This window comes from Azospirillum sp. HJ39 (assembly GCF_041507355.1).
Taxonomy (GTDB): domain Bacteria; phylum Pseudomonadota; class Alphaproteobacteria; order Azospirillales; family Azospirillaceae; genus Azospirillum; species Azospirillum thiophilum.
This window is the reverse complement of record NZ_CP167905.1, coordinates 1,012,892-1,035,449: the sequence shown is the minus strand read 5'-3', so window position 1 is coordinate 1,035,449 and position 22,558 is coordinate 1,012,892. Positions and strand designations below refer to the sequence as shown.

General features: G+C 66.5%; 18 protein-coding genes. 13 read left to right on the top strand and 5 right to left on the bottom strand.

What is annotated here, in order from left to right; all coding sequences use genetic code 11:
• Positions 1-82: 82 nt before the first annotated feature.
• Together ABMY26_RS05030 and ABMY26_RS05025 are read left to right on the top strand one after the other, a co-directional pair.
• On the top strand, positions 83-1,030 hold the full coding sequence (locus ABMY26_RS05030; protein ID WP_372394394.1) for a 2-hydroxyacid dehydrogenase: 948 nt from the start codon (positions 83-85) through the stop codon (positions 1,028-1,030).
• Between the two features lie 11 nt (positions 1,031-1,041).
• Complete coding sequence (locus ABMY26_RS05025; RefSeq protein ID WP_372394393.1) at positions 1,042-2,103, top strand: L-idonate 5-dehydrogenase; 1,062 nt, start codon at positions 1,042-1,044, stop codon at positions 2,101-2,103.
• A gap of 78 nt (positions 2,104-2,181) precedes the next feature.
• On the opposite strand, the gene ABMY26_RS05020 is transcribed toward ABMY26_RS05025, so the two are convergent.
• On the bottom strand, positions 2,182-3,249 hold the full coding sequence (locus ABMY26_RS05020) for a LacI family DNA-binding transcriptional regulator (RefSeq protein ID WP_372394392.1): 1,068 nt from the start codon (positions 3,247-3,249) through the stop codon (positions 2,182-2,184).
• Between the two features lie 405 nt (positions 3,250-3,654).
• On the opposite strand from ABMY26_RS05020, the gene ABMY26_RS05015 reads away from it, so the two are divergent.
• Genes ABMY26_RS05015 through ABMY26_RS05005 form a run of 3 tightly spaced genes read left to right on the top strand, consistent with a single transcriptional unit; the run spans position 3,655 to position 6,426 of the window.
• Positions 3,655-4,140 (top strand): TRAP transporter small permease, encoded by a 486-nt coding sequence (locus ABMY26_RS05015; RefSeq protein ID WP_372394391.1) that lies wholly within the window; start codon positions 3,655-3,657, stop codon positions 4,138-4,140.
• The gene (locus ABMY26_RS05010) at positions 4,137-5,420 is read left to right on the top strand and encodes a TRAP transporter large permease subunit (RefSeq protein ID WP_372394390.1); all 1,284 of its coding nucleotides are present in this window, start codon (positions 4,137-4,139) and stop codon (positions 5,418-5,420) included. Before ABMY26_RS05015 ends, ABMY26_RS05010 begins: the two co-directional genes overlap by 4 nt.
• Positions 5,421-5,451: 31 nt before the next feature.
• Positions 5,452-6,426 carry a DctP family TRAP transporter solute-binding subunit gene (locus ABMY26_RS05005; protein WP_372394389.1) on the top strand — a complete coding sequence of 325 codons (975 nt, stop codon included), beginning with the start codon at positions 5,452-5,454 and terminating at the stop codon, positions 6,424-6,426.
• Between the two features lie 128 nt (positions 6,427-6,554).
• On the opposite strand, the gene ABMY26_RS05000 is transcribed toward ABMY26_RS05005, so the two are convergent.
• From ABMY26_RS05000 to ABMY26_RS04990, 3 genes are all read right to left on the bottom strand, one after another.
• Entirely contained in the window at positions 6,555-7,616 is a 1,062-nt protein-coding gene (locus ABMY26_RS05000; RefSeq protein ID WP_372394388.1) for a transglycosylase SLT domain-containing protein, read from the bottom strand.
• A 198-nt stretch (positions 7,617-7,814) separates the two neighbouring features.
• Positions 7,815-8,246 (bottom strand): hypothetical protein, encoded by a 432-nt coding sequence (locus ABMY26_RS04995; protein ID WP_372394387.1) that lies wholly within the window; start codon positions 8,244-8,246, stop codon positions 7,815-7,817.
• A 167-nt stretch (positions 8,247-8,413) separates the two neighbouring features.
• On the bottom strand, positions 8,414-9,865 hold the full coding sequence (locus ABMY26_RS04990) for a catalase (RefSeq protein ID WP_372394386.1): 1,452 nt from the start codon (positions 9,863-9,865) through the stop codon (positions 8,414-8,416).
• 136 nt (positions 9,866-10,001) lie between these two features.
• Here ABMY26_RS04990 and ABMY26_RS04985 point away from each other — a divergent pair, with 136 nt between their 5' ends.
• The 3 genes from ABMY26_RS04985 (at position 10,002) to ABMY26_RS04975 (ending at position 14,542) form a co-directional block, all read left to right on the top strand.
• The gene (locus ABMY26_RS04985) at positions 10,002-10,949 is read left to right on the top strand and encodes a LysR substrate-binding domain-containing protein (protein WP_372394385.1); all 948 of its coding nucleotides are present in this window, start codon (positions 10,002-10,004) and stop codon (positions 10,947-10,949) included.
• A 108-nt stretch (positions 10,950-11,057) separates the two neighbouring features.
• Positions 11,058-13,415, top strand: coding sequence for a glycogen debranching protein GlgX (glgX, locus tag ABMY26_RS04980; RefSeq protein WP_372394384.1), 2,358 nt, complete (start codon positions 11,058-11,060; stop codon positions 13,413-13,415).
• Positions 13,416-13,471: 56 nt separating this feature from the next.
• Complete coding sequence (locus ABMY26_RS04975; protein ID WP_372394383.1) at positions 13,472-14,542, top strand: putative zinc-binding metallopeptidase; 1,071 nt, start codon at positions 13,472-13,474, stop codon at positions 14,540-14,542.
• Between the two features lie 16 nt (positions 14,543-14,558).
• Here ABMY26_RS04975 and ABMY26_RS04970 read toward each other — a convergent pair whose 3' ends face one another.
• Entirely contained in the window at positions 14,559-16,190 is a 1,632-nt protein-coding gene (locus tag ABMY26_RS04970) for a diguanylate cyclase domain-containing protein (protein WP_372394382.1), read from the bottom strand.
• A 458-nt stretch (positions 16,191-16,648) separates the two neighbouring features.
• Here ABMY26_RS04970 and ABMY26_RS04965 point away from each other — a divergent pair, with 458 nt between their 5' ends.
• The 5 genes from ABMY26_RS04965 (at position 16,649) to ABMY26_RS04945 (ending at position 22,536) form a co-directional block, all read left to right on the top strand.
• Positions 16,649-17,743 carry a TRAP transporter substrate-binding protein gene (locus tag ABMY26_RS04965; protein ID WP_372394381.1) on the top strand — a complete coding sequence of 365 codons (1,095 nt, stop codon included), beginning with the start codon at positions 16,649-16,651 and terminating at the stop codon, positions 17,741-17,743.
• A 326-nt stretch (positions 17,744-18,069) separates the two neighbouring features.
• Complete coding sequence (locus tag ABMY26_RS04960; RefSeq protein ID WP_372394380.1) at positions 18,070-19,179, top strand: ABC transporter ATP-binding protein; 1,110 nt, start codon at positions 18,070-18,072, stop codon at positions 19,177-19,179.
• 66 nt (positions 19,180-19,245) lie between these two features.
• Positions 19,246-20,292 (top strand): ABC transporter substrate-binding protein, encoded by a 1,047-nt coding sequence (locus tag ABMY26_RS04955; protein WP_372394379.1) that lies wholly within the window; start codon positions 19,246-19,248, stop codon positions 20,290-20,292.
• A 166-nt stretch (positions 20,293-20,458) separates the two neighbouring features.
• The gene (locus ABMY26_RS04950; RefSeq protein WP_372394378.1) at positions 20,459-21,709 is read left to right on the top strand and encodes an ABC transporter permease; all 1,251 of its coding nucleotides are present in this window, start codon (positions 20,459-20,461) and stop codon (positions 21,707-21,709) included.
• A complete protein-coding gene (locus ABMY26_RS04945) occupies positions 21,706-22,536 on the top strand; it encodes an ABC transporter permease (protein WP_372394377.1) in 831 nt (276 codons plus the stop codon). The genes ABMY26_RS04950 and ABMY26_RS04945 overlap by 4 nt, the downstream gene beginning before the upstream one ends.
• The last annotated feature ends 22 nt before the right edge of the window (positions 22,537-22,558 follow it).

Genomic DNA, 22,558 nt, shown 5'->3' with positions numbered 1-22,558 from the left:
TTTTGCCTCGACAGGCATCGCAACCCCTGTTTATGTTATCGATAACACGACGGTCAAGAGCTTTCCGAGGGAGGAATTTAAAATGGAAAAACCCGAGATCCTGCAGGTGGGCCCCTATCCGGACTGGGACGAGGGCCCGCTGAACGAAGCCTACCGGACGCACCGCTATTTCGAGGCGGCCGACAAGGCGGCCTTCCTGGCCCAGGTCGGGCCGTCGGTCCGTGCCATCGCGACGCGGGGCGAGCTAGGCGCGAGCCGCGCCATGATCGATGCCTGCCCGAAGCTGGAGATCGTCGCGGTCTATGGCGTCGGCTATGACGCCGTCGATCTGGAGGCCTGCCGCGAACGCGGCATCCGGGTGACCAACACCCCCGATGTCCTGACGAACGACGTTGCCGATCTCGGCGTCGCGATGATGCTCTGCCAGTCGCGCGGGATGATCGGCGCGGAAGGCTGGGTCAGGAACGGCGATTGGGCGGCCAAGGGCCTCTATCCGCTGAAGCGCCGCGTCTGGGGCCGGCGCGCCGGCATCGTCGGGCTGGGCCGCATCGGCTTCGAGGTGGCCAAGCGCCTTCAAGGGTTCGGTATGCAGATCGCCTATAGCGACGTCGGCCCGAAGAGTTATGCGGCGGGCATGGAGTATGTCGCGGATGCGGTCGCCCTCGCGGAGCGCTCGGACTTCCTGTTCGTGACGCTTGCCGCATCTGCCGCCACCCGTCACATCATCAACCGCGACGTGATCGCCGCGCTTGGGCCGGATGGGATGCTGATCAACATATCCCGCGCGTCCAACATCGACGAGGAGGCGCTGCTCGACGCGCTCGAAGCCAAGACGCTGGGCTCCGCCGCCCTGGACGTCTTCGAAGGCGAGCCGAAGCTCAATCCGCGTTTCCTGGCCCTCGACAACGTGCTGCTCCAGCCGCATCACGCGTCGGGCACGATCGAGACGCGCAAGGCCATGGGCCAGCTCGTCCGCGACAACATCGCCGCCCAGTTCGCCGGGCAGCCGCTTCCGACCCCGGTTCTCTGAGGAGATCGTCCATGAAAGCCATCGTCGCCCATTCCGCGAAGGATCTCCGCATCGAGGACCATCCCGATGCGGAACCGGCCGAAGGCGAGGTCGGGCTCGCGGTCGCCGCAGGGGGCATCTGCGGCAGCGACCTGCATTACTACCAGCATGGCGGGTTCGGCGCCGTCCGGCTGAAGCAACCGATGATCCTCGGCCATGAGGTTTCGGCCAGGGTGGCCAAGCTCGGTCCCGGCGTCACCGGGCTGGAGGTCGGCCAGCTGGTTTCGGTGTCGCCGTCGCGGCCCTGCCGGACCTGCCGTTACTGCCAGCAGGGACTGCACAACCAGTGCCTCAACATGCGCTTCTACGGCAGCGCAATGCCCTTTCCCCATATCCAGGGGGCCTTCCGGGAAACCCTGGTCGCCGATGCCGTTCAATGCGTTCCGGCCGACGGACTCGGCGCCGGCGAGGCGGCGATGGCCGAACCGCTCGCCGTGGCCCTGCATGCCACGCGGCGGGCGGGCGATCTTCTGGGGAAACGTGTTCTGGTGACGGGTTGCGGCCCGATCGGCATGCTGTCGATCCTCGCCGCGCGCCGCGCCGGCGCCGGCGAGATCGTGGCGGTCGACCTGATGGACTTCACGCTCGACATTGCGAAAGCCGCGGGCGCCGACCGCGTGATCAATTCGAGGGAGGAGCCGGAGGCACTCTCGGCCTATTCGGCCGACAAGGGCACCTTCGACGTGCTCTATGAATGCTCCGGCGCGGCTGCCGCGCTCACGGCCGGCATAGGGGCGCTCAGGCCGCGCGGGGTAATCGTCCAGCTCGGCCTCGGCGGCGACATGTCGTTGCCGATGATGGCGATCACCGCCAAGGAGCTTGAACTGCGCGGTTCCTTCCGCTTCCACGAGGAATTCGCCATCGGCGTCGATCTGATGCGCAAGGGCCTGATCGACGTCAAGCCGCTGATCTCCCACACCATCGCGCTGCCTGACGCCCATGCGGCCTTCGACCTCGCCTCCGACCGCGGCCGGGCGATGAAGGTGCAGATCGCCTTCGACCCGTCGCTTTCCAGCTCCAGCCTGCCGGTCTGAAGCGGTCGCCGATCGGTCGGCGACCATGGCGGCGGGGTGACCCCCGCCGCCGCCCACCCTATCAACCGCCGGTCGGTATCATCGCTTCCATTTTCCGGGGCGCGTGCTGCCGCGGGTGAGCACCTCGAATCCCAGGTCGTGAACCCTCGTCGGACGTTCCGGGGACTGGCTCTCCTCGGACGCCTGCACGCCGAGGGCCCCAAGGATCACCTCGGCGGTCCTGAGGCCGATCGCCCGCGCATCGACCCGCATCGTCGTCAGCGACGGAACGCACTGCCGGCCGATCTCGAAATCGCCGAAGCCCATGATGGACAGGTCGTCCGGCACGCGGATCGAGCGCCGTTGGCACTCCATCAGCACACCGACGGCGTGCAGGTCCGACGCTGCGAAGATGGCCTCCACATCCGGGGCTTCACGGGCCACCATCTCCATCGCGTCGGCCCCTTCGGTGAAGGACAGCGGAACATGGGAGTGCCGGAAGATCAGATCGTCGGGCGTGCCGGTTTCCCGCAAGCCGGCGGCAAAGCCGGCAAGCCGCTGTTCGGCGCGGAAATCGCGCGCCTCCCCGGTGTCGCAGGGGCCGACGGCGCAGACCCGCCGGTGCCCCAGCCCGACGAGATGATGGGCCGCGGCGCGGCCGACCTCGAAGTTGGAATAGCCCACCACATAGTCGATGGGCCGGTCCTGCAGATCCCAGATTTCCACCACCGGCACGCCGGCCTCGAAGAGCATCCCCGTTGTCTTCCGGGAATGCTCGATCCCGGTCAGCACGATCGCTTCCGGACGCCGCGTCAGCACGGATTGGATGACGCGCTCCTCCTCGTCGAGCCTGTAGAGCGTGTAGCCGATGAGCAGCTGGTATCCTGCGCTGTGCAGCCCCTCGCTCAACGCCTGCGCGGTGTCGGCGAAGTTCGAGTTCATCAGAGTCGGCAGGATCAGCGCGACGAAACCGCTTCGACGCGACGACAGGCTGCCCGCCACCCGGTCCGGAACATAGCGCAACTGCTCCACCGCCTGGAGGACGCGCTGCCGGGTTTCCTCCGCCACCAGGCTGGGGTCGGTGAGGACGCGCGACACCGTCATGGTGGATACACCGGCCAGGCGCGACACATCGCGCATCGTGGGTTTTGCTCGGCGTTTGGTCATGTGCCTCTTCTGGCTGGGGGCAGTTACCGGAAATCACGGCTTGCTGGCAATGGCATCGTCGACGGGGCGCGGAGAGCTGTCCACCATCCCTGTCATCCACAGGAGCAGATTTTCTCATCGCAGATGTTAACGATACCATACCGTGATGCTTTGGCGCGAACAATCAATCACAGATATCATCGGATCGGGGCCGGCCTCAAGCCCGGCGATTGCTTCCCACATTGCTTCTGTTTCAGGCTCGGCAGGAGCGCGCGCCCCCGATAAAATGGCACCCTGCGACTCCAATCCCCCTTGACGAGTGCGGTGTTATCGATAACACTCGACACCCAGTCTAAGACATGCCTGATTGTCAAGTGCACAGCACGGTGATTCGGGCATGAGAAGAATACAAAAGGGGGGAGTGCCATGGGCCGACTTGTGTCGTTCCTCTGGACCTGGATCGACGCCATCATGGCAATACTGATGGCGTCGATGATCGTCCTCGTGTTTACCAACGTGGTCATGCGGTACGGCTTTTCGTCCGGACTTCGGGTGTCCGTCGAGCTGTCCCGCCTGGGGTTCGTTTGGGTGGTGATGCTGGGCGCCGTCGTCGCGTTGCGCCGGGGCGAACACCTCGCGGTCTCGGAATTTTCCGAGGCGTTCTTTCCGCGAGCCGTCCCCTTCCTGCGCCGCTTCGCATGGCTCGTCATTCTCGTGTCGGTTTCGATGCTCTTTTGGGGCGCCTTGCGGCAGACCATCGCGAACTGGAGCAACATTTCACCGCTCACCGGGCTGCCGACCGGGGTGATGTACCTGGCTGGCGCTGTTTCCGGCCTTCTCATGGCGTTCGTGGCGATCGCCCGGCTTTTCGGCCCCCCGGAAACCGTCAAGACCGCGCCGGAGAACAAATGATGGTTTTGATCCTGTTTCTCTCGGTTCTTCTCATCAGCATCCTGATGGGGCTTCCGGTCGCCTTCGCGCTGCTACTCTCCTCCATGGCGCTGATGCTGCATATGGATCTGTTCAGCGCCGATGTGCTCACCCAGTCCCTGATGAACGGCGTCGACAATTTCCCGCTGCTTGCCGTTCCCTTCTTCCTCGTCGCCGGCGAGGTGATGGCGCATGGCGGCCTGTCGCGGCGCATCGTCCAGCTGGCGGCCACCCTGGTCGGCCATCGCAAGGGCGGGCTGGGCTATGTGGCGATCATCACCTCGGTCCTCCTGGCGGGCCTGTCGGGTTCGGCCGTGGCCGACGCTGCGGCGCTGGTGTCGATCCTCTACCCGATGATGCGGAAGTCCGGATATCCGGAAGGGGCCTCGATCGGCCTGCTGGCGTCGGGCGGCATCATCGCGCCGGTCATTCCGCCGTCATTGCCTCTGATCATCATCGGCGTGGCCGGCAACATCTCCATCGCCAAGCTGTTCCTCGGCGGCATCGCGCCCGGCCTCATGATGGGCGCGACCCTGATGGTCGTCTGGTGGATGATCATGCGGAAGGAAGCGGTTGAGACCACGCCGCGCGCCACGGCGGCGGAGCGCCTTGCCGCCCTGCGCGACGGCGTGTGGGCGCTGCTTTTGCCGATCATCATCATCGGCGGCATCCGTTTCGGCATCTTCACCCCGACCGAAGCGGCGGTGGTCGCCGCCGTCTACGCCATCGCCGTGTCCACGCTCGTCTACCGCGAACTGACCTTGAAGGGCTTCTACGACATCCTGATCGTGGCCGGCCGGTCCACCGCCATGGTGATGTTCCTCGTCGGTGCCGCGATGGTCGCCGCCTGGCTGATCACGGTTGCACAGCTTCCCCAGCAGCTGGCGCTGCTTCTCGGCCCGCTGGTCGACCATCCGCGCGTGCTGATGGCCGTGATCATGCTGATCGTGCTGCTGGTCGGCATGGTCATGGATCTGAGCCCGACGATCCTGATCCTGGTGCCGCTCTTCATGCCGATCGTGAAGATGGCGGGAATCGACCCGGTCTATTTCGGATTGATGTTCGTGATCAACACGTCGATCGGCCTCATCACCCCGCCGGTGGGAACGGTTCTCAACGTGGTCTGCGGCGTCGGCCATGCGCAGATGAGCACCGCGGTCAGAGGAGCGCTGCCGTTCATCGCCGCCTACTCGCTTCTGCTGATCCTCTTCATCCTGTTCCCATCTCTCATCATCGCTCCGATGAAGTTCTTCGCCGGCTAATCAAGTCCGGTCAATCAAGGGAGGAATACCAATGAACAAGCTCAAGACTCTGGGCATGACGGCCTTTCTGGTGCTGGCATCCTTTTCCGCCTCCGCCCAGACCAAGTTGAAGCTCGGCCATGCGGCGCCGGAGACGGATCTGCAGCAGGCGATGTCGCTCTACTTCAAGGAGCAGGTGGAAAGCCGCTCCAAGGGGGCGATCAGCATCACCGTGTTCCCACAGGGTCAGCTCGGCAACGACGCCCAGATGATCGACGGAACCCGGTCCGGCATCACCGACATCACCATCTCGGGTCTCAACAATTTCACTGGCCTGGTTCCCGAATCCGGCGTGTTCGAGCTGCCCTTCATCTTCCCGACGCGCCAGGTGGCCTACAAGGTTCTCGATGGCGACATCGGTGCGGGGATCGCCGGCCAGTTCGGCAAGCATGGCCTCAAGGTTCTCGGCTTCCCCGAGAACGGCTACCGCAACATCACCAACAACCGTGGCCCGATCCGCGTTCCCGCCGACCTCAAGGGCCTGCAGATGCGCGTCAACAATTCGCGCGCCCTCAACGACATGTTCGCCCTGCTCGGCGCCAACCCGCAGCAGCTTCCGGTTGCCGAGCTCTACACCGCGCTGGAAACCGGTGTGGTGAACGCCCAGGACCATCCGGTCGGCATTGTCGTCTCCTTCAAGTTCAACGAGGTGCAGAAGTACCTGTCGCTGACCCAGCATGCCTATTCGCCGCTGGCCATGGTGATGAACGACAAGAAGTTCCAATCCCTGAGCGAGGCCGACCGAAAGATCATCGTCGAATCCGCGAGGGACGCCGTCGCCAAGCAGCGCGAGATGAACATCGCCAAGGAAGAGAGCATGATCGCGGAACTGGAGAAGGAGGGTATGAAGGTCAACCGCGACGTCGATGCGGCCGCCTTCCAGACCGCGGTTCGCCAGGTCTGGGACGGGTTCACCAAGGCCAACGGCGACAAGCTCGTCAACGCCATCGTCGACGCGTCGAAGTAATCGGGTCGCAGGCAGCGCGGCCATTCGAGGCGCTGCAGCCGGCTTCAGCAGGAGCCGGCTGCAGCGCTTTTCATGTTGCAGCTGCGGCAAAGCACCGGGCCACGGGGGCACAGGAAGAAGCCCGGGGCTCACGCCCCCGGTGCCACCACGAAGCAGGCCATGCCGAGAGTCACCAGCCCGCTGCAGGCGCTGGCCGCATCCTGCTGCGACAGGCCGGACAGGCGGGCACGGTAGAGCGGCCCGGTCTGGGTATCGACAGCCTGCACGACCCGCTGCGAGCGCGACAGCACCGGCATCGAGGTCCGGGCGCGGTCGATCACGCGCTGGCTGTCGTCGGGCGAGCGGAAGGCGCCGAGCTGCACCGTCCACACCCCCCCGCCGGCGCTGGCGATCGCCGGCATCGCCGTCACCGGGCGGGGTGCCGGTGCATCGGGGGTGGAGGTGTCGGGTGCGACGACCCGCACCGCCTGCGCCGGTGCCGCGGCCGGGGCAGGGAGCGCTGCCACGCTGATCGGTGGCCGGCTCGCCGCCGGGCGATTGCCGGCGGGCGGTGCATAGGATGGAACGGAGTTGGACGAGGACGGCCGCGACGTTGCGTAGGACGAGCCGAAATCGGGGGAGGAGTCCGACGACGGAGCGCTGACCAGCACGATGTCGGCACCGTTGGGCGCCGGGGTGCGGTTCAGCCGCGGCCCGACCGACGCGATATAGCGCCGCGTCTCGCCCGGCAGGTTGCGCTTGCCGGCCAGATAGTCGCCATAGCAGCCCGGGCCGCAATTGTAGGCGCCGAGGAAACCCGGCGCGCCGAACAGATTGTACATCTCGCGCAGATAGGCGGTGCCGGCGATGATGTTGTCATGCGGGTCGAACGGGTCGGAGCCCAGATCGTGCTTGCGCCGCATCTCGTCATAGGTCGCCGGCATCACCTGCATCAGGCCCATGGCGCCGGCCTTGCTGACGATCGGCTTGCCGTTGGCCATGGTGCGCCCGCCGCTTTCCTGGCGGATCACCTCGCGGATCCACAGCTCCGGCATGTCGAACCGCTTCGACGCCTCGGCGACGTGGGTGTCGATCTCGGCCTGGGATACGGCGCGTGGTGTCCCGCCGCCGCCGGCGCAGGCGGTCAGCAGGGCGGACAGGGCGGCGCAGGTCAGCAACGGCTTCAGGCGACGCACGGAACCCCCGGTCATCGTTCGTTTCTATCGTTTGGATAAGCCCGATTTGGAGGTAGCGACCTTTGCACATTCCAGCCCCGCCGTAAACCGTCCCGGCTGTGACCTTCGGCGCGGCCGGGGAACGCGGAGGGGGGAGGGCGGACGAGTCCTTCGGCGGGCAAGCGGCCGGACGGGCATCTATCGTCAGGAGCCATGCCGATCAGCTCTCACGGTTCAGCTCTCGCGGTCGTCGTCGGGATCGCGGCGGGTGGCCAACTCGCGCAGCAGCCGCTCCTTGGCGGTGCGCCGGCTCGGGCGTCCGGCAGCCCGCCCGAACAGCCCGCCCAACAGCCCGCCGGGCCGCGGCCCCTCCTCCGGCTCGTCGGCGGTCTGGGCGCGGTCCGCCTCGCGCCGGGCCAGCATGGCCGCGCGGTCGACCAGCGGGTTGCGCAAGCGGCGTGGCAGCGCCTTGAACGCGAGGTTGGCGCGCTCCAGGTCGGCCATCGATTCGGTGGACCGTGCGATGCGCAGCGCCACCCGGAACAGGTCCAGCCGCCACGCATCGTCCGGCGCATGCGGCAGGGTCTCCGCCGCCGCCAGCAGGGTATCCAGCCCCTTCCCGGTCAGCCCGCCGGTGGTCCCGTCACTCTTCCCGTCGCGTGCCATGCCGCCTTCGTCGCCGTCGCGCTGTGAGCGGACTTTAGGACGCCGGCTGCCGCTTTGTCTGCCCCCAAGCGGGGACCACGCCGTTTGGATAAAGGAGGAGCGCCGTCCGGACGCGAAACGGCCCCTCCCCGGCGCTTGGAGAGGGGCCGCTCAACACTGCGCAGCCCTTATTCGGCCGCCTGCGACACCGTCAGCCCCAGGCGTTTGGCGACGCCTTCGCCATAGGCGGGGTCCGCGGCCAGGAAATGCTTCAGCTGGCGCTGCTGGATGAACAGCGGGGCCTTGGCCAGCGTGCCGGCGATGTTGTCCATCAGCCGGTCCTGCGCCTCTGGGCCGATCAGGCGGAACAGGGCGCCTGCCTGGGCATAGTCGTCGTTGCCCTCGCGATGGTCATAGTGGGCGGCATCGCCGCTGATGCGCAGCGGCGGCTCGCTGGCGACACCGGTCTGGGCCGGGCCGCCGAAGCTGTTCGGCTCGTAGTTGGGCCGGCCGCCGCCGTTGCCGTCGGTGCGCATGGCGCCGTCGCGCTGGTGGTTGTGGACCGGGCAGCCCTGCGGCTTGTTCACGGGGATCTGCGCGTAATTGCCGCCCAGCCGGTAGCGGTGGGCGTCGGCATAGGCGAACAGCCGGCCCTGCAGCATCTTGTCCGGGCTGAAGGAGATGCCGGGCACCACGCTGGCCGGGCTGAAGGCGGCCTGCTCGGTCTCGGCGAAGAAATTCTCCGGGTTGCGGTTCAGCACCAGCTCGCCGATCTCGATCAGCGGATAGTCGGCGTGCGGCCACACCTTGGTCAGGTCGAACGGGTTGATGCGGTAGGCGTCGGCCTCGGCCTCCGGCATGATCTGCACCGACACGGTCCAGGCCGGGAAGTCGCCGTCCTCGATCGAGGCGTACAGGTCGCGGGTTGCGTGGTCGGGGTCGATGCCGCCCATCGTCACCGCCTGCTCGGCAGTGAAGTTCTGGATGCCCTGGCGGGTCTTGAAATGATACTTGACCCAGAAGCGCTCGTTGACCGCATTGATCCACGAGAAGGTGTGGCTGCCGAAGCCGTCCATGTGGCGATAGCTGCGCGGGGTGCCGCGGTCGCTGAACAGGATGGTCAGCTGGTGCATCGTCTCCGGCGACAGCGAGAAGAAGTCCCACATCGCGATGGGATCCTTCAGGTTGGTGGCCGGGTTGCGCTTCTGGGTGTGGATGAAGTCGGGGAACTTCAGGGGATCGCGCAGGAAGAAGACCGGCGTGTTGTTGCCGACCAGATCGTAGTTGCCCTCCTCCGTGTAGAATTTCAGGGCGAAGCCGCGCGGGTCGCGCTCGGCGTCGGCGGAGCCCTTCTCGCCGCCGACGGTGGAGAAGCGCAGGAAGACCGGCGTCTCCTTGCCCACCGAAGACAGGAAGGCGGCCTTGGTCCAGCCGGTCACGTCGCGGGTGACACGGAAGCTGCCATAGGCGCCGGCGCCCTTGGCGTGGACCACGCGCTCGGGAATGCGTTCGCGGTTGAAGTGGGCCAGCTTCTCGATCAGGTGGAAGTCCTGGAGCAGCAGCGGACCGCGCGGCCCGGCGCTCAGCGAATTCTGGTTGTCGGGAACGGGCTGGCCGAAGCTGGTGGTCAGAATGCTCATCCGGGTCGTCCTCTCGAAGGCGGTGTCGCTCGATGCCGCGTTGCTCGGGGCGGCATCATTGTCTCGCCTCTGGTTATCCGGCGTCTTGAACGATATATCCAAGACATTGAAGGAAATGCTCCAATAGGCACTGTCTATGACTCTCGCCGGCCTGTCCCTGCGTGACCTGGAATATGTCGTCGCCGTCGCCGAGCTGCGCCATTTCGGCCGGGCGGCGGAGCGCTGCGCCGTCAGCCAGCCGTCGCTGAGCGCCCAGATCCGCAAGCTGGAGGAGACGCTGGGGCTGGCCCTGTTCGAGCGGACCAGCCGCAAGGTGCTGCTGACCCCGCGCGGCGAGCCCATCGTGGCGCAGGCCCGTATCGTACTGGACGAGGCGCATCGGCTGATGGCGCTGGCCGATGGGTCGGACGGCCGGCTGACCGGCCGGCTGCGGCTTGCGGCGATCCACACGCTCGGTCCCTACCTGTTCCCCCATATCCTGCCGCCGCTGCGCTCGGCTTGGCCAGACCTGACGCTGACCCTGTCGGAGGGGCGGACCGACGCTCTGCTGGAGGAACTGCGCGACGGCCGGATCGATGCCGTGCTGCTGGCCCTGCCGGTGGAGAGCGATGGTCTGGTGGCCGAGCCGCTGTTCTTCGAGCCCTTCCTGCTCGCCCATCCCGTCGGCCACCGGCTGTGCGGAACGCCCGGCCTGTCGCTGGGGGATCTGGACGCCGGCGAGCTTCTGCTGCTGGAGGAGGGGCATTGCCTGCGCGATCAGGCGCTGGCCGCCTGCGGCTTGACCGCGCGCGGGGGTGGCGTCCACGCCACCGGGCTGGAGACGCTGCGCCACATGGTGGCGGCCGGGGCCGGCTGCACGCTGATGCCGCTGCTGGCGGCGCAAGGGGTGGACGGCAAGGCCGCCGATGTGGGCGGACTGGTGGAGTACCGGCCCTTCGATGGCGGAAAGCCCCCCGGCCGTGTCGTCGGCCTGGTCTGGCGGGCCAGCGATCCGCGCGGCCGCGGCCTGCGGGAGCTGGCGGACTTGCTGCGGCGCGGGGCGCCGGCCGGCACGGAGCCGCTCCTATCCCAAAAGGTCGACTGACGGCGGAAGGAACAAGCGCCCATCGGCCGGGTTGAAGGCTCGGCTCGTGCTTCTCACTATCCTGGGGCACGGGCACGACTTTCGATCCAGGCGGAGAATTGGGCGATCATGGCGAATATCCTGAGGCAGGCGACACGGCTCGGTGAAGGATTGCCCTTTCCGCTGGGCGCGACATGGGACGGGCTGGGCGTCAACTTCGCCTTGTTTTCCGCCAACGCGACCAGGGTCGAACTGTGTCTGTTCGACGAGAATGGCGAGGAGGAGCTCGAGCGGATCGAGCTTCCCGAATTCACCAACGAGATCTGGCACGGCTATTTGCCCGATGCCCGCCCCGGCCTGCTCTACGGCTACCGCGTCCATGGGCCGTACGAGCCGGAGCAAGGGCACCGGTTCAACCCGAACAAACTGCTGCTCGACCCCTATGCCAAGGAGCTGGTCGGCGAGATCCGGTGGAACCCGGCCCATTTCGGCTATGTGATGGAATCGGGCGACGACCTGACCTTCGACAAGCGCGACAGCGCGCCATTCATGCCGAAATGCAAGGTGATCGATCCTGCCTTCACCTGGGGCCGCGACCACAAGCCGGGCACCGCCTGGGACCGCACCATCTTCTATGAGATACACGTCAAGGGCTTCACCAGGCTGCATCCGGCGGTGCCCGACAGCCTGCGCGGCACCTATGGCGGCATGGCGGTCAAGGAGGTCGTCGACTACATCAAGTCGCTGGGCGTCACCTCGGTCGAGTTGCTGCCGGTGCATGCCTTCGTCCAGGACCAGCATCTGGTCGACAAGGGGCTCGCCAACTACTGGGGCTACAATTCCATCGGCTTCTTCGCGCCGGAGCCGCGCTACGCCGCGTCGGGCAACGCAATCAAGGAATTCAAGGAGATGGTGGCCCATCTCCACAATGCCGGGCTCGAGGTGATCCTCGACGTCGTCTACAACCACACCGCGGAAGGAAACGAGCGCGGCCCGACCCTGTCCTTCAAGGGCATCGACAACGCGTCCTACTACCGCCTGCTCCCCGACCAGAAGCGCTACTACATCAACGAGACCGGGACCGGGAACACCGTCAATCTCAGCCATCCGCGCGTGCTGCAGATGGTCACCGACAGCCTGCGCTACTGGGCGACGGAGATGCATGTCGACGGTTTCCGCTTCGACCTCGCCACCATCCTGGGGCGCGAGCCCTACGGCTTCGACGAGGGCGGCGGATTCCTCGACAGCTGCCTGCAGGATCCGATCCTCAACAGCGTCAAGCTGATCGCCGAGCCGTGGGACTGCGGCCCCGGCGGCTATCAGGTCGGCAATTTCCCGCCGGGCTGGGCGGAGTGGAACGACAAGTTCCGCGACACCGTCCGCGCCTTCTGGAAGGGCGACGAGGGCAAGCTGCCGGAGGTGGCGCCGCGGCTGTGCGGTTCCGCCGACCTGTTCGACAAGCGCGGGCGCAAGCCCTGGGCCAGCGTGAACTTCATCACCGCCCATGACGGCTACACGCTGAACGACCTTGTCTCCTACAACGACAAGCACAACGGGGCGAACGGCGAGGACAACAAGGACGGCCATTCCCACAACCTGTCCTGGAACCATGGCGAGGAGGGGCCGACCTCCGATCCGGAGATCAGGGAGCTGCGCGAGCGCCAGAAGCGCAACCTGCTGGCCACCCTGTTGCTATCCCAAGGCTCGCCGATGCTGCTGGCCGGCGACGAGTTCGGCAACACCCAGCACGGCAACAACAACGCCTATTGCCAGGACAACGAGACGGCATGGCTCAACTGGGACGGCATCGACGAGGACGGGCAGGCGCTGATCGAGTTCGTCCGCCGGGTCATCGCGGTGCGCCAGTCCTTCCCGATGCTGCGGCGGGGGCGCTTCCTGTCGGGCGAGTACAATGCCGAGTTCGACATCAAGGACGTGACCTGGCTCACCCCCGCCGCCGACGAGATGGACGAAAGCCATTGGCATGACGGCAATGCCCGCTGCATGGGCATGCTGCTGGACGGCCGCGCCCAGGCCAGCGGCATCAAGCGGCCGGCGATGGACGCCACGCTGCTTCTGGTCATCAATTCGCACCATGACGTGGTCGGGTTCACCTTGCCCGAGGTGACGGGCGGCAATGTCTGGCGCTGTCTGGTCGACACCAACCTGCCGGATCCCGACGAGGCGCCGCGCGTCGACACCGGCGACACCTATATGGTGACCGGCCGGTCGCTGCTGCTGCTGGCGCTGGAGCCGGAAGGCAAGACCTCCTTTGCGCTCCGCCGCGCCGCCCACGCCCTGCGCAACGTCGCCGAAAGCCCGACCCTCACCTTCAACGACGACGGTGCGGAGGCGGAAGCCACCCCCGCGCCGTCCGCGGCCCCCGAGGAGAAGGAGCCGGTCGTGGCGGAGGCGGACGAGGCGGAAGCGGCCGAAGCCGCCGCGAACCCCGATCCGGCCAAGCCCGACGGCAAGAAGCCGAGCTGACCCGCCGCATCTCCCTCCCCCGCCCGCCGGGGGAGGGACCTCAGGATCCGACCGTCATGAAACTCTTCGAATGCCAGAACTGCCACCAGCCGCTCTATTTCGAGAACACGCTGTGCGAGCGCTGCGGCTACCGGCTGGGCTATCTGCCGGACGCCCGTACCCTGTCGGCCATCGACCCCACCAGCGATGACGGGGTGTGGAGCGCGCTCGCCACCACCGAACCGCTCTACAAATTCTGCGCGAATGCGGAGCTCGATGCCTGCAACTGGATGCTGCCCGCCGATTCGGCGGAGACGCACTGCGCCGCCTGCCGCCACAACCGCACCATTCCCGACCTGTCCGACACCGCCAACCTCACGCTCTGGCGCAAGCTGGAACTGGCGAAGCATCACCTGTTCTACACGCTGACCAACCTGAATTTGCCGCTCGAAACCCGGACGGAGAATCCGGAGGAGGGACTGGCCTTCGACTTCCTGACCGATACGGTGGCGCCGGACGGCACGGTGACGCCGGTGCTGACCGGCCATGCCAACGGGCTCATCACGATCAACATCGCCGAAGCCGACGACGCGGAGCGCGAACGGCGCCGCTCCGACATGGGCGAGCCCTACCGCACGTTGCTCGGCCATTTCCGCCACGAGATCGGCCATTATGTCTGGGACCGGCTGGTCCGCGACGACGAGGCGGTGCTGGAGCGCTTCCGCGCGCTGTTCGGCGACGAGCGCGAGGATTACGGCGAGGCGCTGCAACGCCACTATGCCAACGGCGCACCGCCCGACTGGCAGGCCAATTATGTCAGCTCATACGCCACCGCCCACCCATGGGAGGATTTCGCCGAGACCTGGGCCCATTACCTGCACATTGTCGACACGCTGGAAACCGCCCGTGCCTTCGGCCTGCGGATCCGTCCGCGCATCACCGAAGGGGCGGACCTGAAATCGGAGATCGACTTCAACCCGCACAAGGCGACGGACATCGACGACCTGATCGAGCCCTGGCTGCCCCTGACCTATGCGGTGAACAGCCTGAACCGCAGCATGGGCCAGCCCGATCTCTACCCCTTCATCCTGTCGCCGTCGGTGATCGAAAAGCTCGGCTTCATGAACCGGATGATGCGGGACCTGTAGCCTGGGGCCGGCCGCCTCACTCCGCCGTCTGCCGGACCCAGCGCACCGCGCGGTTGCGGCCGTCGCGCTTGGCCTTGTAGAGCGCGGCGTCCGCATGCCGCATGACGGTCGCCATGTCGCCGTCATCCTCCGGCCATGCGGCGATGCCGATGGAACAGCCGACGCGCACCTTCTCGCCGTCGATCGACACCGGTTCGTTGACGGCGGCGATGATGCGGGCGGCAAGCTCTCCAGTGTCTGGGGCGGGGCGGCCGGGGCGGCGCGGCAACACGGCGGCGAACTCGTCGCCGCCCAGCCGGGCGATCACGTCGTCGTCGCGGAAGATAGTGGCGAGCCGGCCGCCGACCTGCCGCAGCACGGCGTCGCCGGCGTCGTGGCCCAGCCGGTCGTTCACCGGCTTGAAGCCGTCGAGGTCGATGTACATCACCGTCGCCGAGCCGTTGCCGCCGGTGGAGGCCTCCACATACTGTTCGAAATAGCGGCGGTTCGGCAGCGCGGTCAGCCGGTCCTCGTAGGCGATGTCCTCCAGCCGCATCAGGGCCGCGTCCTTGTTGGTCAGGCTGTCGACCATGTCCCGCAGCGAGGCGGACAGCCGGCGGATCTCCGCCGCGCCGCCGACGTCGGGGATCTCGACCCCGCGTTCACCGTTGCCGATCCGTGCCGCCGCGTCGGCGATGGCGCTCAGCGGACGGGAGATGCGCCCGGCGGCGAACCAACCGGCCAAGCTGAAGAGAAGGGCCAGTACGATGCCCGAGCCGACGATGATCTGCTGCAGCCGCTCGGACTGGGCGAACACGATGTCGGCGGGCTGCCGGGCGACCACTGTCCAGCCCAGTCCGGCGTAGTCGTGGAGCCCCTTGCCGTGGGCCACTCCGGTCACGTAGGTGACGCCGTCCGGCCAGACATCGGCGCTCCAGCCGTCGCGCGCCCTGGTGGACAGCACCGGCACCGGCAGCGGCCTGCCGACCGATCCGTCCGGGCCGATCAGCACGGTGCCGTCGGCCGACAGGATGAAGAGCGACAGGCCCTTGAGGTCCGCCAGCGGTTCGATCAGCTGGCGGATCGAGGCATGCGCCCATTCCCAGCTGTAATGGGTGGCGAGCACGCCGACCACGGTGCCGTCGGATTTCTGCAGCGGGGCGGAGACGTCGACGAATTTCGGTGTTTCGCCCTGCAGGTACGGTACCTGGCCCTTGAGCGCCACCGCCTCGTGGACGTCGCCGACGAACAGCCCCTTCATCCCCTCCTGGTGGACCGGCCGCCTGGAGATGTCCGCTCCCAGCAGCAGCCCGTTGGAGGCGGCGACCACCCGGCCGCTGGCGTCGGTCATGCCAATCCAGGCGATGGTGGTATCGCGACGCTTCAACTCGTCGATGGTCGACTGCGCCACCGCCGGATCCTTCAGCGCGTCGATCCGCGACAGCGCGGCGATCTGGTTGGCACGTGCCCACATGGTCGAATCGAGCTGCCGCGCCAGCGACTGCGCCAGCCCGGTCATCGAACTGCCGACCTCCTGGGCCAGTGCGTCGGCGGCGCTGTCGCCGACGAACAGGCCTTTCGCGAGTGCCGAGCCGAGCACCAGGACAGCGATGGTGACGGCCACGGTTGCGCGGAGGCCGAGCGGACGGCGGCGATGAGGAGCGGCCATTTCGCCGGGTACTTCGGTGGGCGTCGTCGCGGTCACGGTCGGATGATCTCGGTCAATGCTGCCACACGATCATCCTACCCCGAAATGCAAGGTCAAGGAAAACCCTGGGGAATCCCTAAGATATTTCGGCCTGAGGGTCGCGGCCATGGGCCGGGCAGGGTTGCGAATTCGCCGAAAAAGTTTGCCGAGCTGACTTTCAGCGTATTGCTAAAAAAGGAAAAGGCCGCTAGCAATAAAGCCGCGGCCCGAGTTTAGGGAGGAAACGCCTGAAAGGCGATCAAAACAACAAATAATGCTGCGTCGCCGAAAATCCAGCCCCTTACGGCTGGATTTTTCGTTTCCGGCGCAAGGATCCGTCGCATATTCCGTGTTGCCCCGGTGGATGGGGGATTCCCCGAACGGTTGGTTGCGCTATCATGTCGGCCCAACGAACCATACAGCCGGGAAGAAACCCCATCATGAAACGGCGTGCGTTCCTCACCAGCGCCGGCGTCGGCCTTGCCGCCGCCGGAACCGTCGCGGCTCCGGCCATCGCCCAGACCCAGCCCGAGATCAAGTGGCGCATGGCGTCGAGCTATCCCAAGAGCCTCGACACCATCTATGGTGCGGCGGAGTTCATCGCCAAGCGCGTTTCCGACGCCACCGACGGCAAGTTCCAGATCCGCACCTTCGCCGCCGGCGAGATCGTCCCGGCGCTCCAGGTGCTGGATGCGGTCCAGAACGGAACGGTCGAGTGCGGCCAGTCGGCGGCCTATTTCTATGTCGGCAAGGATCCGACCTTCTGCTTCGACACCGCCATGCCGTTCGGCCTGAACACCCGCCAGCACATCGCCTGGATGATGCATGGCGGCGGGCTGGAGCTGATGCGCGAGGTGTTCAAGGACTACAACATCCACCACATCCCCGCGGGCAACACCAGCGCCCAGATGGGCGGCTGGTTCCGCAAGGAAATCAAGAGCCTGGAGGATCTCAAGGGCCTGAAGATGCGCATCGGCGGCCTGGTGGGCCAGATCCTGACGCCGTTCGGGCTGGTGCCGCAGCAGCTGGGCGGCGGCGACATCTATCCGGCGCTGGAACGCGGCACCATCGATGCCGCCGAGTTCGTCGGCCCCTATGACGACGAGAAGCTCGGCTTCCACAAGGTCGCCAAATACTACTACTACCCCGGCTGGTGGGAGGGTTCGGCCCAGATCCCGCTGATGTTCAACATGCAGGCCTGGGAGCAGCTGCCGAAATCCTACCAGACCATCATGGAGCAGGCCTGTTGGGAGGCCAACACCTGGATGATCGCCAAGTACGACACGCTGAACGCCGCCGCGCTGAAGCGGCTGGTCGGCGGTGGCGCCGTGCTGCGCGCCTTCCCGCGCGACATGATGCAGGCCTGCGAGAAGGCGTCGTTCGAATTCTACGACAAGCTCGCCGCCAGCAACCCGCGCTTCAAGAAGGTCTATGACGGCTGGAAGCCGTTCCTGGAGCAGGAGCGCCTGTGGTTCCGCGTCGCCGAGAACGGCTTCGACAGCTTCGTCTACAGCCAGTCGTCGCTGCAGCGCTGACCGGGGTTCCGGAACAGGCTTTGGGGCGGATCCCGTGCGGCGATTCGCCCCGCCCTCCGTGCAAATGGTGGATTTTCACGGTTTCCTCAGTTCGCACCGGCGATCATCGGCCTTCTCAATCGCATGCGAATGGAGCACACTGCCGGTCGAAGCATGGGCATGGGCTTCGCAATTGCACAAAAAATTGGCAAGCTGTTGAATTGATCACAACATAGCCATTCCTCTTGTCTATTTTCTTAAACGCATGGTACCGTCAGGGCCAGAAAGACGGACCGGACCGGGGTGGCGTTCCCGGGTGCCCGGTCCCTTCTGACGGGAGCGGACGGATGGACGGCGGGATGATCGCGACGACACAATCCCTGGTGCGCTTCACCGGGGTGCAGAAGACCTACGATGGCGAGCATCTCGTGGTGAAGAGCCTGGATCTCGACATCCGCAAGGGCGAGTTCCTGACCCTGCTGGGGCCATCGGGGTCTGGCAAGACCACCACGCTGATGATGTTGGCCGGGTTCGAGGTGCCGACCCACGGCGAGATCTTCATCGGCGACCGGCCGATCAAGAACGTGCCGCCGCACAAGCGCGACATCGGCATGGTCTTCCAGAACTACGCCCTGTTCCCCCATCTGACGATCGAGGAAAACGTCGCCTTTCCGCTGTCGGTCCGCGGTGTTCCGAAGGCGGAAATCAAGGAACGCGTGGCCGCCGCGCTCGACATGATCAAGCTCGGCTCCCTCGCCGCCCGCCGGCCCGGCCAGCTGTCCGGCGGCCAGCAGCAGCGCGTGGCGCTGGCGCGCGCCCTTGTGTTCAACCCGGCGCTGGTGCTGATGGACGAACCGCTGGGTGCGCTGGACAAGCGCCTGCGCGAGCACATGCAGCTCGAGATCAAGCGCCTGCACGAGACGATGGGCCTGACCGTCGTCTACGTCACCCACGACCAGGGGGAGGCGCTGACGATGTCCGACCGCATCGCGGTCTTCAACGACGGCATCGTCCAACAGATCGACCGCCCCGACGCGCTGTACGAGCGCCCGGTGAACAGCTTCGTCGCCAACTTCATCGGCGAGAACAATGTTCTGAGCGGGGTTGTTGAAAATATCGAACAGGGCTGGGCCCGCGTGGCGCTGGACGCCGGCGGTTCGGTGGTGGCGCAGGCGGTGAACATCGGCGGCGCCGGCAACCGCACCTCGCTGTCGCTCCGGCCGGAGCGCGTGGCGATCGAAACCGGCGATTCGGGCGACACCGCCATGAATCGCCTGCCGGCCACCCTGACCGACCTGATCTACCTCGGCGACCACACGCTGGCGGTGCTCGCCACCCCGGCCAATCCTGAATTCATGGTCAAGCTGCCGGCCGGCTCCTATGCCGGTCTGGCGCCGGGCCAGGACGTGTTCATCGCCTTCCGCCCGGAGGACTGCCGGGCGTTGGATCCGGTCTGAGGACGTGGTTCCTCGGGTCGGGGTGCCCTCCACCAACAACAACCGCGATTGATAAGGACGGGGAAAATGTCGAAGATTAAGGTGGCTCTCGGTTTCGCTGCGACCTTCACCGCCCTCACGGCCCTGGCCTCCGCCGCCAGCGCCCGCGACCTGACCGTCGTGTCGTGGGGCGGCGCCTACCAGGATGTCCAGAAGAAGGTCTATTTCGAGCCGTTCAAGGCCACCGGCACGGCGATGAACGACGAATCCTGGGACGGCGGCGTCGGCGTCCTGCGCGCCAAGGTCCAGGGCGGCGCCTCCACCTGGGACGTGGTCCAGGTCGAGAGCGACGAGCTGGCGCTGGGTTGCGACGAGGGCCTGTTCGAGAAGATCAATTATTCAAAGATCGGCGGCGAGGAGGCCTATCTGCCGGCCACCGTCAACGCCTGCGGTGTCGGCGCCATCGTCTATGACTTCGTGCTCGGCTACGACAAGGACAAGCTGAAGGACGCGCCGAAGAGCTGGGCCGACTTCTTCGACACCAAGAAGTTCCCGGGTAAGCGCGGCCTGCGCCAGGGCGCCAAGACCACGCTCGAGATCGCGCTGATGGCCGACGGCGTGGCGCCTGCCGACGTCTACAAGGTGCTGGGCACCGATGCCGGCATCGAGCGTGCCTTCAAGAAGCTCGACACCATCAAGGGCGACATCGTCTGGTGGAAGGCCGGCGCCCAGCCGCCGCAGCTGCTGGCGTCCGGCGAAGTGGCGATGACCTCGGTCTACAACGGCCGCATCGACGCCGCCAACAAGAACGAGAAGAAGAACTTCGGCATGGTGTGGAACGGCGCGCTGTTCACCATCGACAGCTGGGTCATCCTGAAGGGCAGCCCGAACCAGGACGCCGCCTACAAGTTCCTGAGCTTCGTCGGCAAGGCCGAGAACCAGGCCAAGCTGTCCGAAGGCATCGCCTACGGCACGTCGAACAAGAAGGCCCCGTCGCTGCTGCAGAAGGCCGTCCTGGCCGACCTGCCGACCGCGCCGGACAACATGAAGAACGCGATCGAGATCAACACCGACTTCTGGCTGGAGAACATCGACCGCCTGACCGAGCGCTTCAACAAGTGGGCGGCCAAGTAAGCGTCTGAGCAGTATCTCCCTCTCCCGTCCCGGGAGAGGGAAGGGTGAGGGGCACCACAGGAATCCCGAACCGCATGGTTCCTTGGATTACCCCTCACCCGGCGCCTTCGGCGCCACCCTCTCCCGGGGCGGGAGAGGGAAGGGATTTTTCAACAGGACAATGCCGATGACAGCCGCCTTCGTTGCCGGCGCCGACGTGCCGTTGAAGCGTCGATTGAAACGGGCCGAGCGCGCCCGGCAGTTCCGCGCGCTGGGTCTGGTGCTGCCGCTGCTGGCCTTCCTGCTGTTCACCTTCGTCGTGCCGCTGGCCGGCATGATCTGGAAGTCGGTCGACGATTGGGAGGTGCCGCAGGTGCTGCCCCAGACCGTGGCGGCGCTGGAGCGCTGGAACGGCCAGGGACTGCCGGACGAGGCCGCCTTCGCCGCGCTGGCCGCCGACATCCGCATCGCGCGCGAGGCCGGGACGCTGGCCGTCGCGGCCAAGCGGCTGAATTATGTCGTCAACGGCTACCGCACCACGCTGCTGGCCACCGGACGCAAGCTGAAGGAGCAGCCGGCGCCCGGCACCGCGAAGGAGACGATGATCGAGATCGCCCCGGCCTGGGGCGAGCGGCAGAGCTGGACCGCGATCAAGAGCGCCAGCGGCCCGGTCACGAGCTATTACCTGCTGGCCGCCGTCGACCTGACCCGCGACGCGGAGGGCGCCATCGTCGCTGCTCCGGCCGACCAGTCGATCTACCGCGACGTCTTCGGCCGCACCTTCGAGATCGGCTTCGGCGTCACCGCGCTGTGCCTGCTGCTGGGTTTCCCGGTGGCCTATCTGCTGGCGAACCTGCCGACCGGCCGGTCGAACCTGCTGATGATCTTCGTGCTGCTGCCCTTCTGGACCTCGCTGCTGGTGCGGACCTGCGCCTGGATCGTGATCCTGCAGAGCGAGGGCATCGTCAACGGCTCGCTGCAATGGCTGGGCGTCATCGACGAGCCGATGCGGCTGATCTACAACCGGTTCGGCGTCTACATGGCGATGACCCATGTGCTGCTGCCCTTCATGATCCTGCCGCTCTACAGCGTCATGCGCGGCATCTCGCCGGCCTACATGCGGGCCGCCGCCTCGCTGGGGGCGCCGCCGGCCACCGCCTTCCTGCGCATCTACCTGCCGCAGACCATCCCCGGGATCGGCGCCGGCTGCCTGCTCGTCTTCATCCTGGCCATCGGCTACTACATCACGCCGGCCCTGGTCGGCGGGGCGGCGGACCAGATGATTTCCGCCTTCATCGCCTTCTACACCACGGAAACTGTCAACTGGGGCCTCGCCTCGGCGCTGGGCGCGGTGCTGCTGCTCTCCACGGTGGTGCTGGCGGTGCTCTACGGCAAGCTGGCGCTCGGCCGCCAGACGACGGGAGGTCTGAAGAATTGAGCGCGAACCACTCCCCGCAGACCGCCAGCCAGCGCATCGCCTGGATCGCGACCGTCGTGTCGGCGACGCTGGTGTTCATCTTCCTGATGGCGCCGATCCTGGCCATCGTGCCGCTGTCCTTCAGCTCCAGCACCTACCTGACCTATCCGTTGCCGGGATTCTCGTTGCGCTGGTACGAGGAGTTCCTCGGCTCGGCGCGCTGGATGAACTCGCTGAAGAACAGCATGATCATCGGCGTGGCCTCGGCCGTGCTGTCGATGGTGCTGGGCACCCTGGCCTCGCTGGGGCTGGCGCAGTGGAAGAGCAAGTGGAAGCCGCTGGTGCTGGCCATCGTGCTGTCGCCGATGGTGGTTCCGGTCGTCATCACCGCGGTCGGCGTCTATTTCTTCTTCGCGCCGCTCGGGCTGACCGGCAACTATCTCGGCCTGATCCTGGTGCATACCGCGCTGGCGACGCCCTTCGTCGTGATCACCGTGTCGGCCACCCTGCAGAGCTTCGACATGACGCTGGCGCGCGCCGCCGCCTCGCTGGGGGCGCCGCCGTTGCTGACCTTCCGCAAGGTGATCCTGCCGCTGATCCTGCCGGGCCTGGCATCGGGCGCCCTGTTCGCCTTCGCCACCAGCTTCGACGAGGTGGTGACCGTGCTGTTCCTCGCCGGGCCCGAGCAGCGCACCCTGCCCAGGGAGATGTTCAGCGGCATCCGCGAGAACATCAGCCCGACCATCACCGCGGTCGCGGTGGTGCTGACGGTGATCTCGGTCTGCATGCTGTCGACGCTGGAGTTGCTGCGCCGGCGCAACGAGCGGCTGAAGGGGAACGCGGGGTAGGGGAGTCGGCGTTGGAGCACCT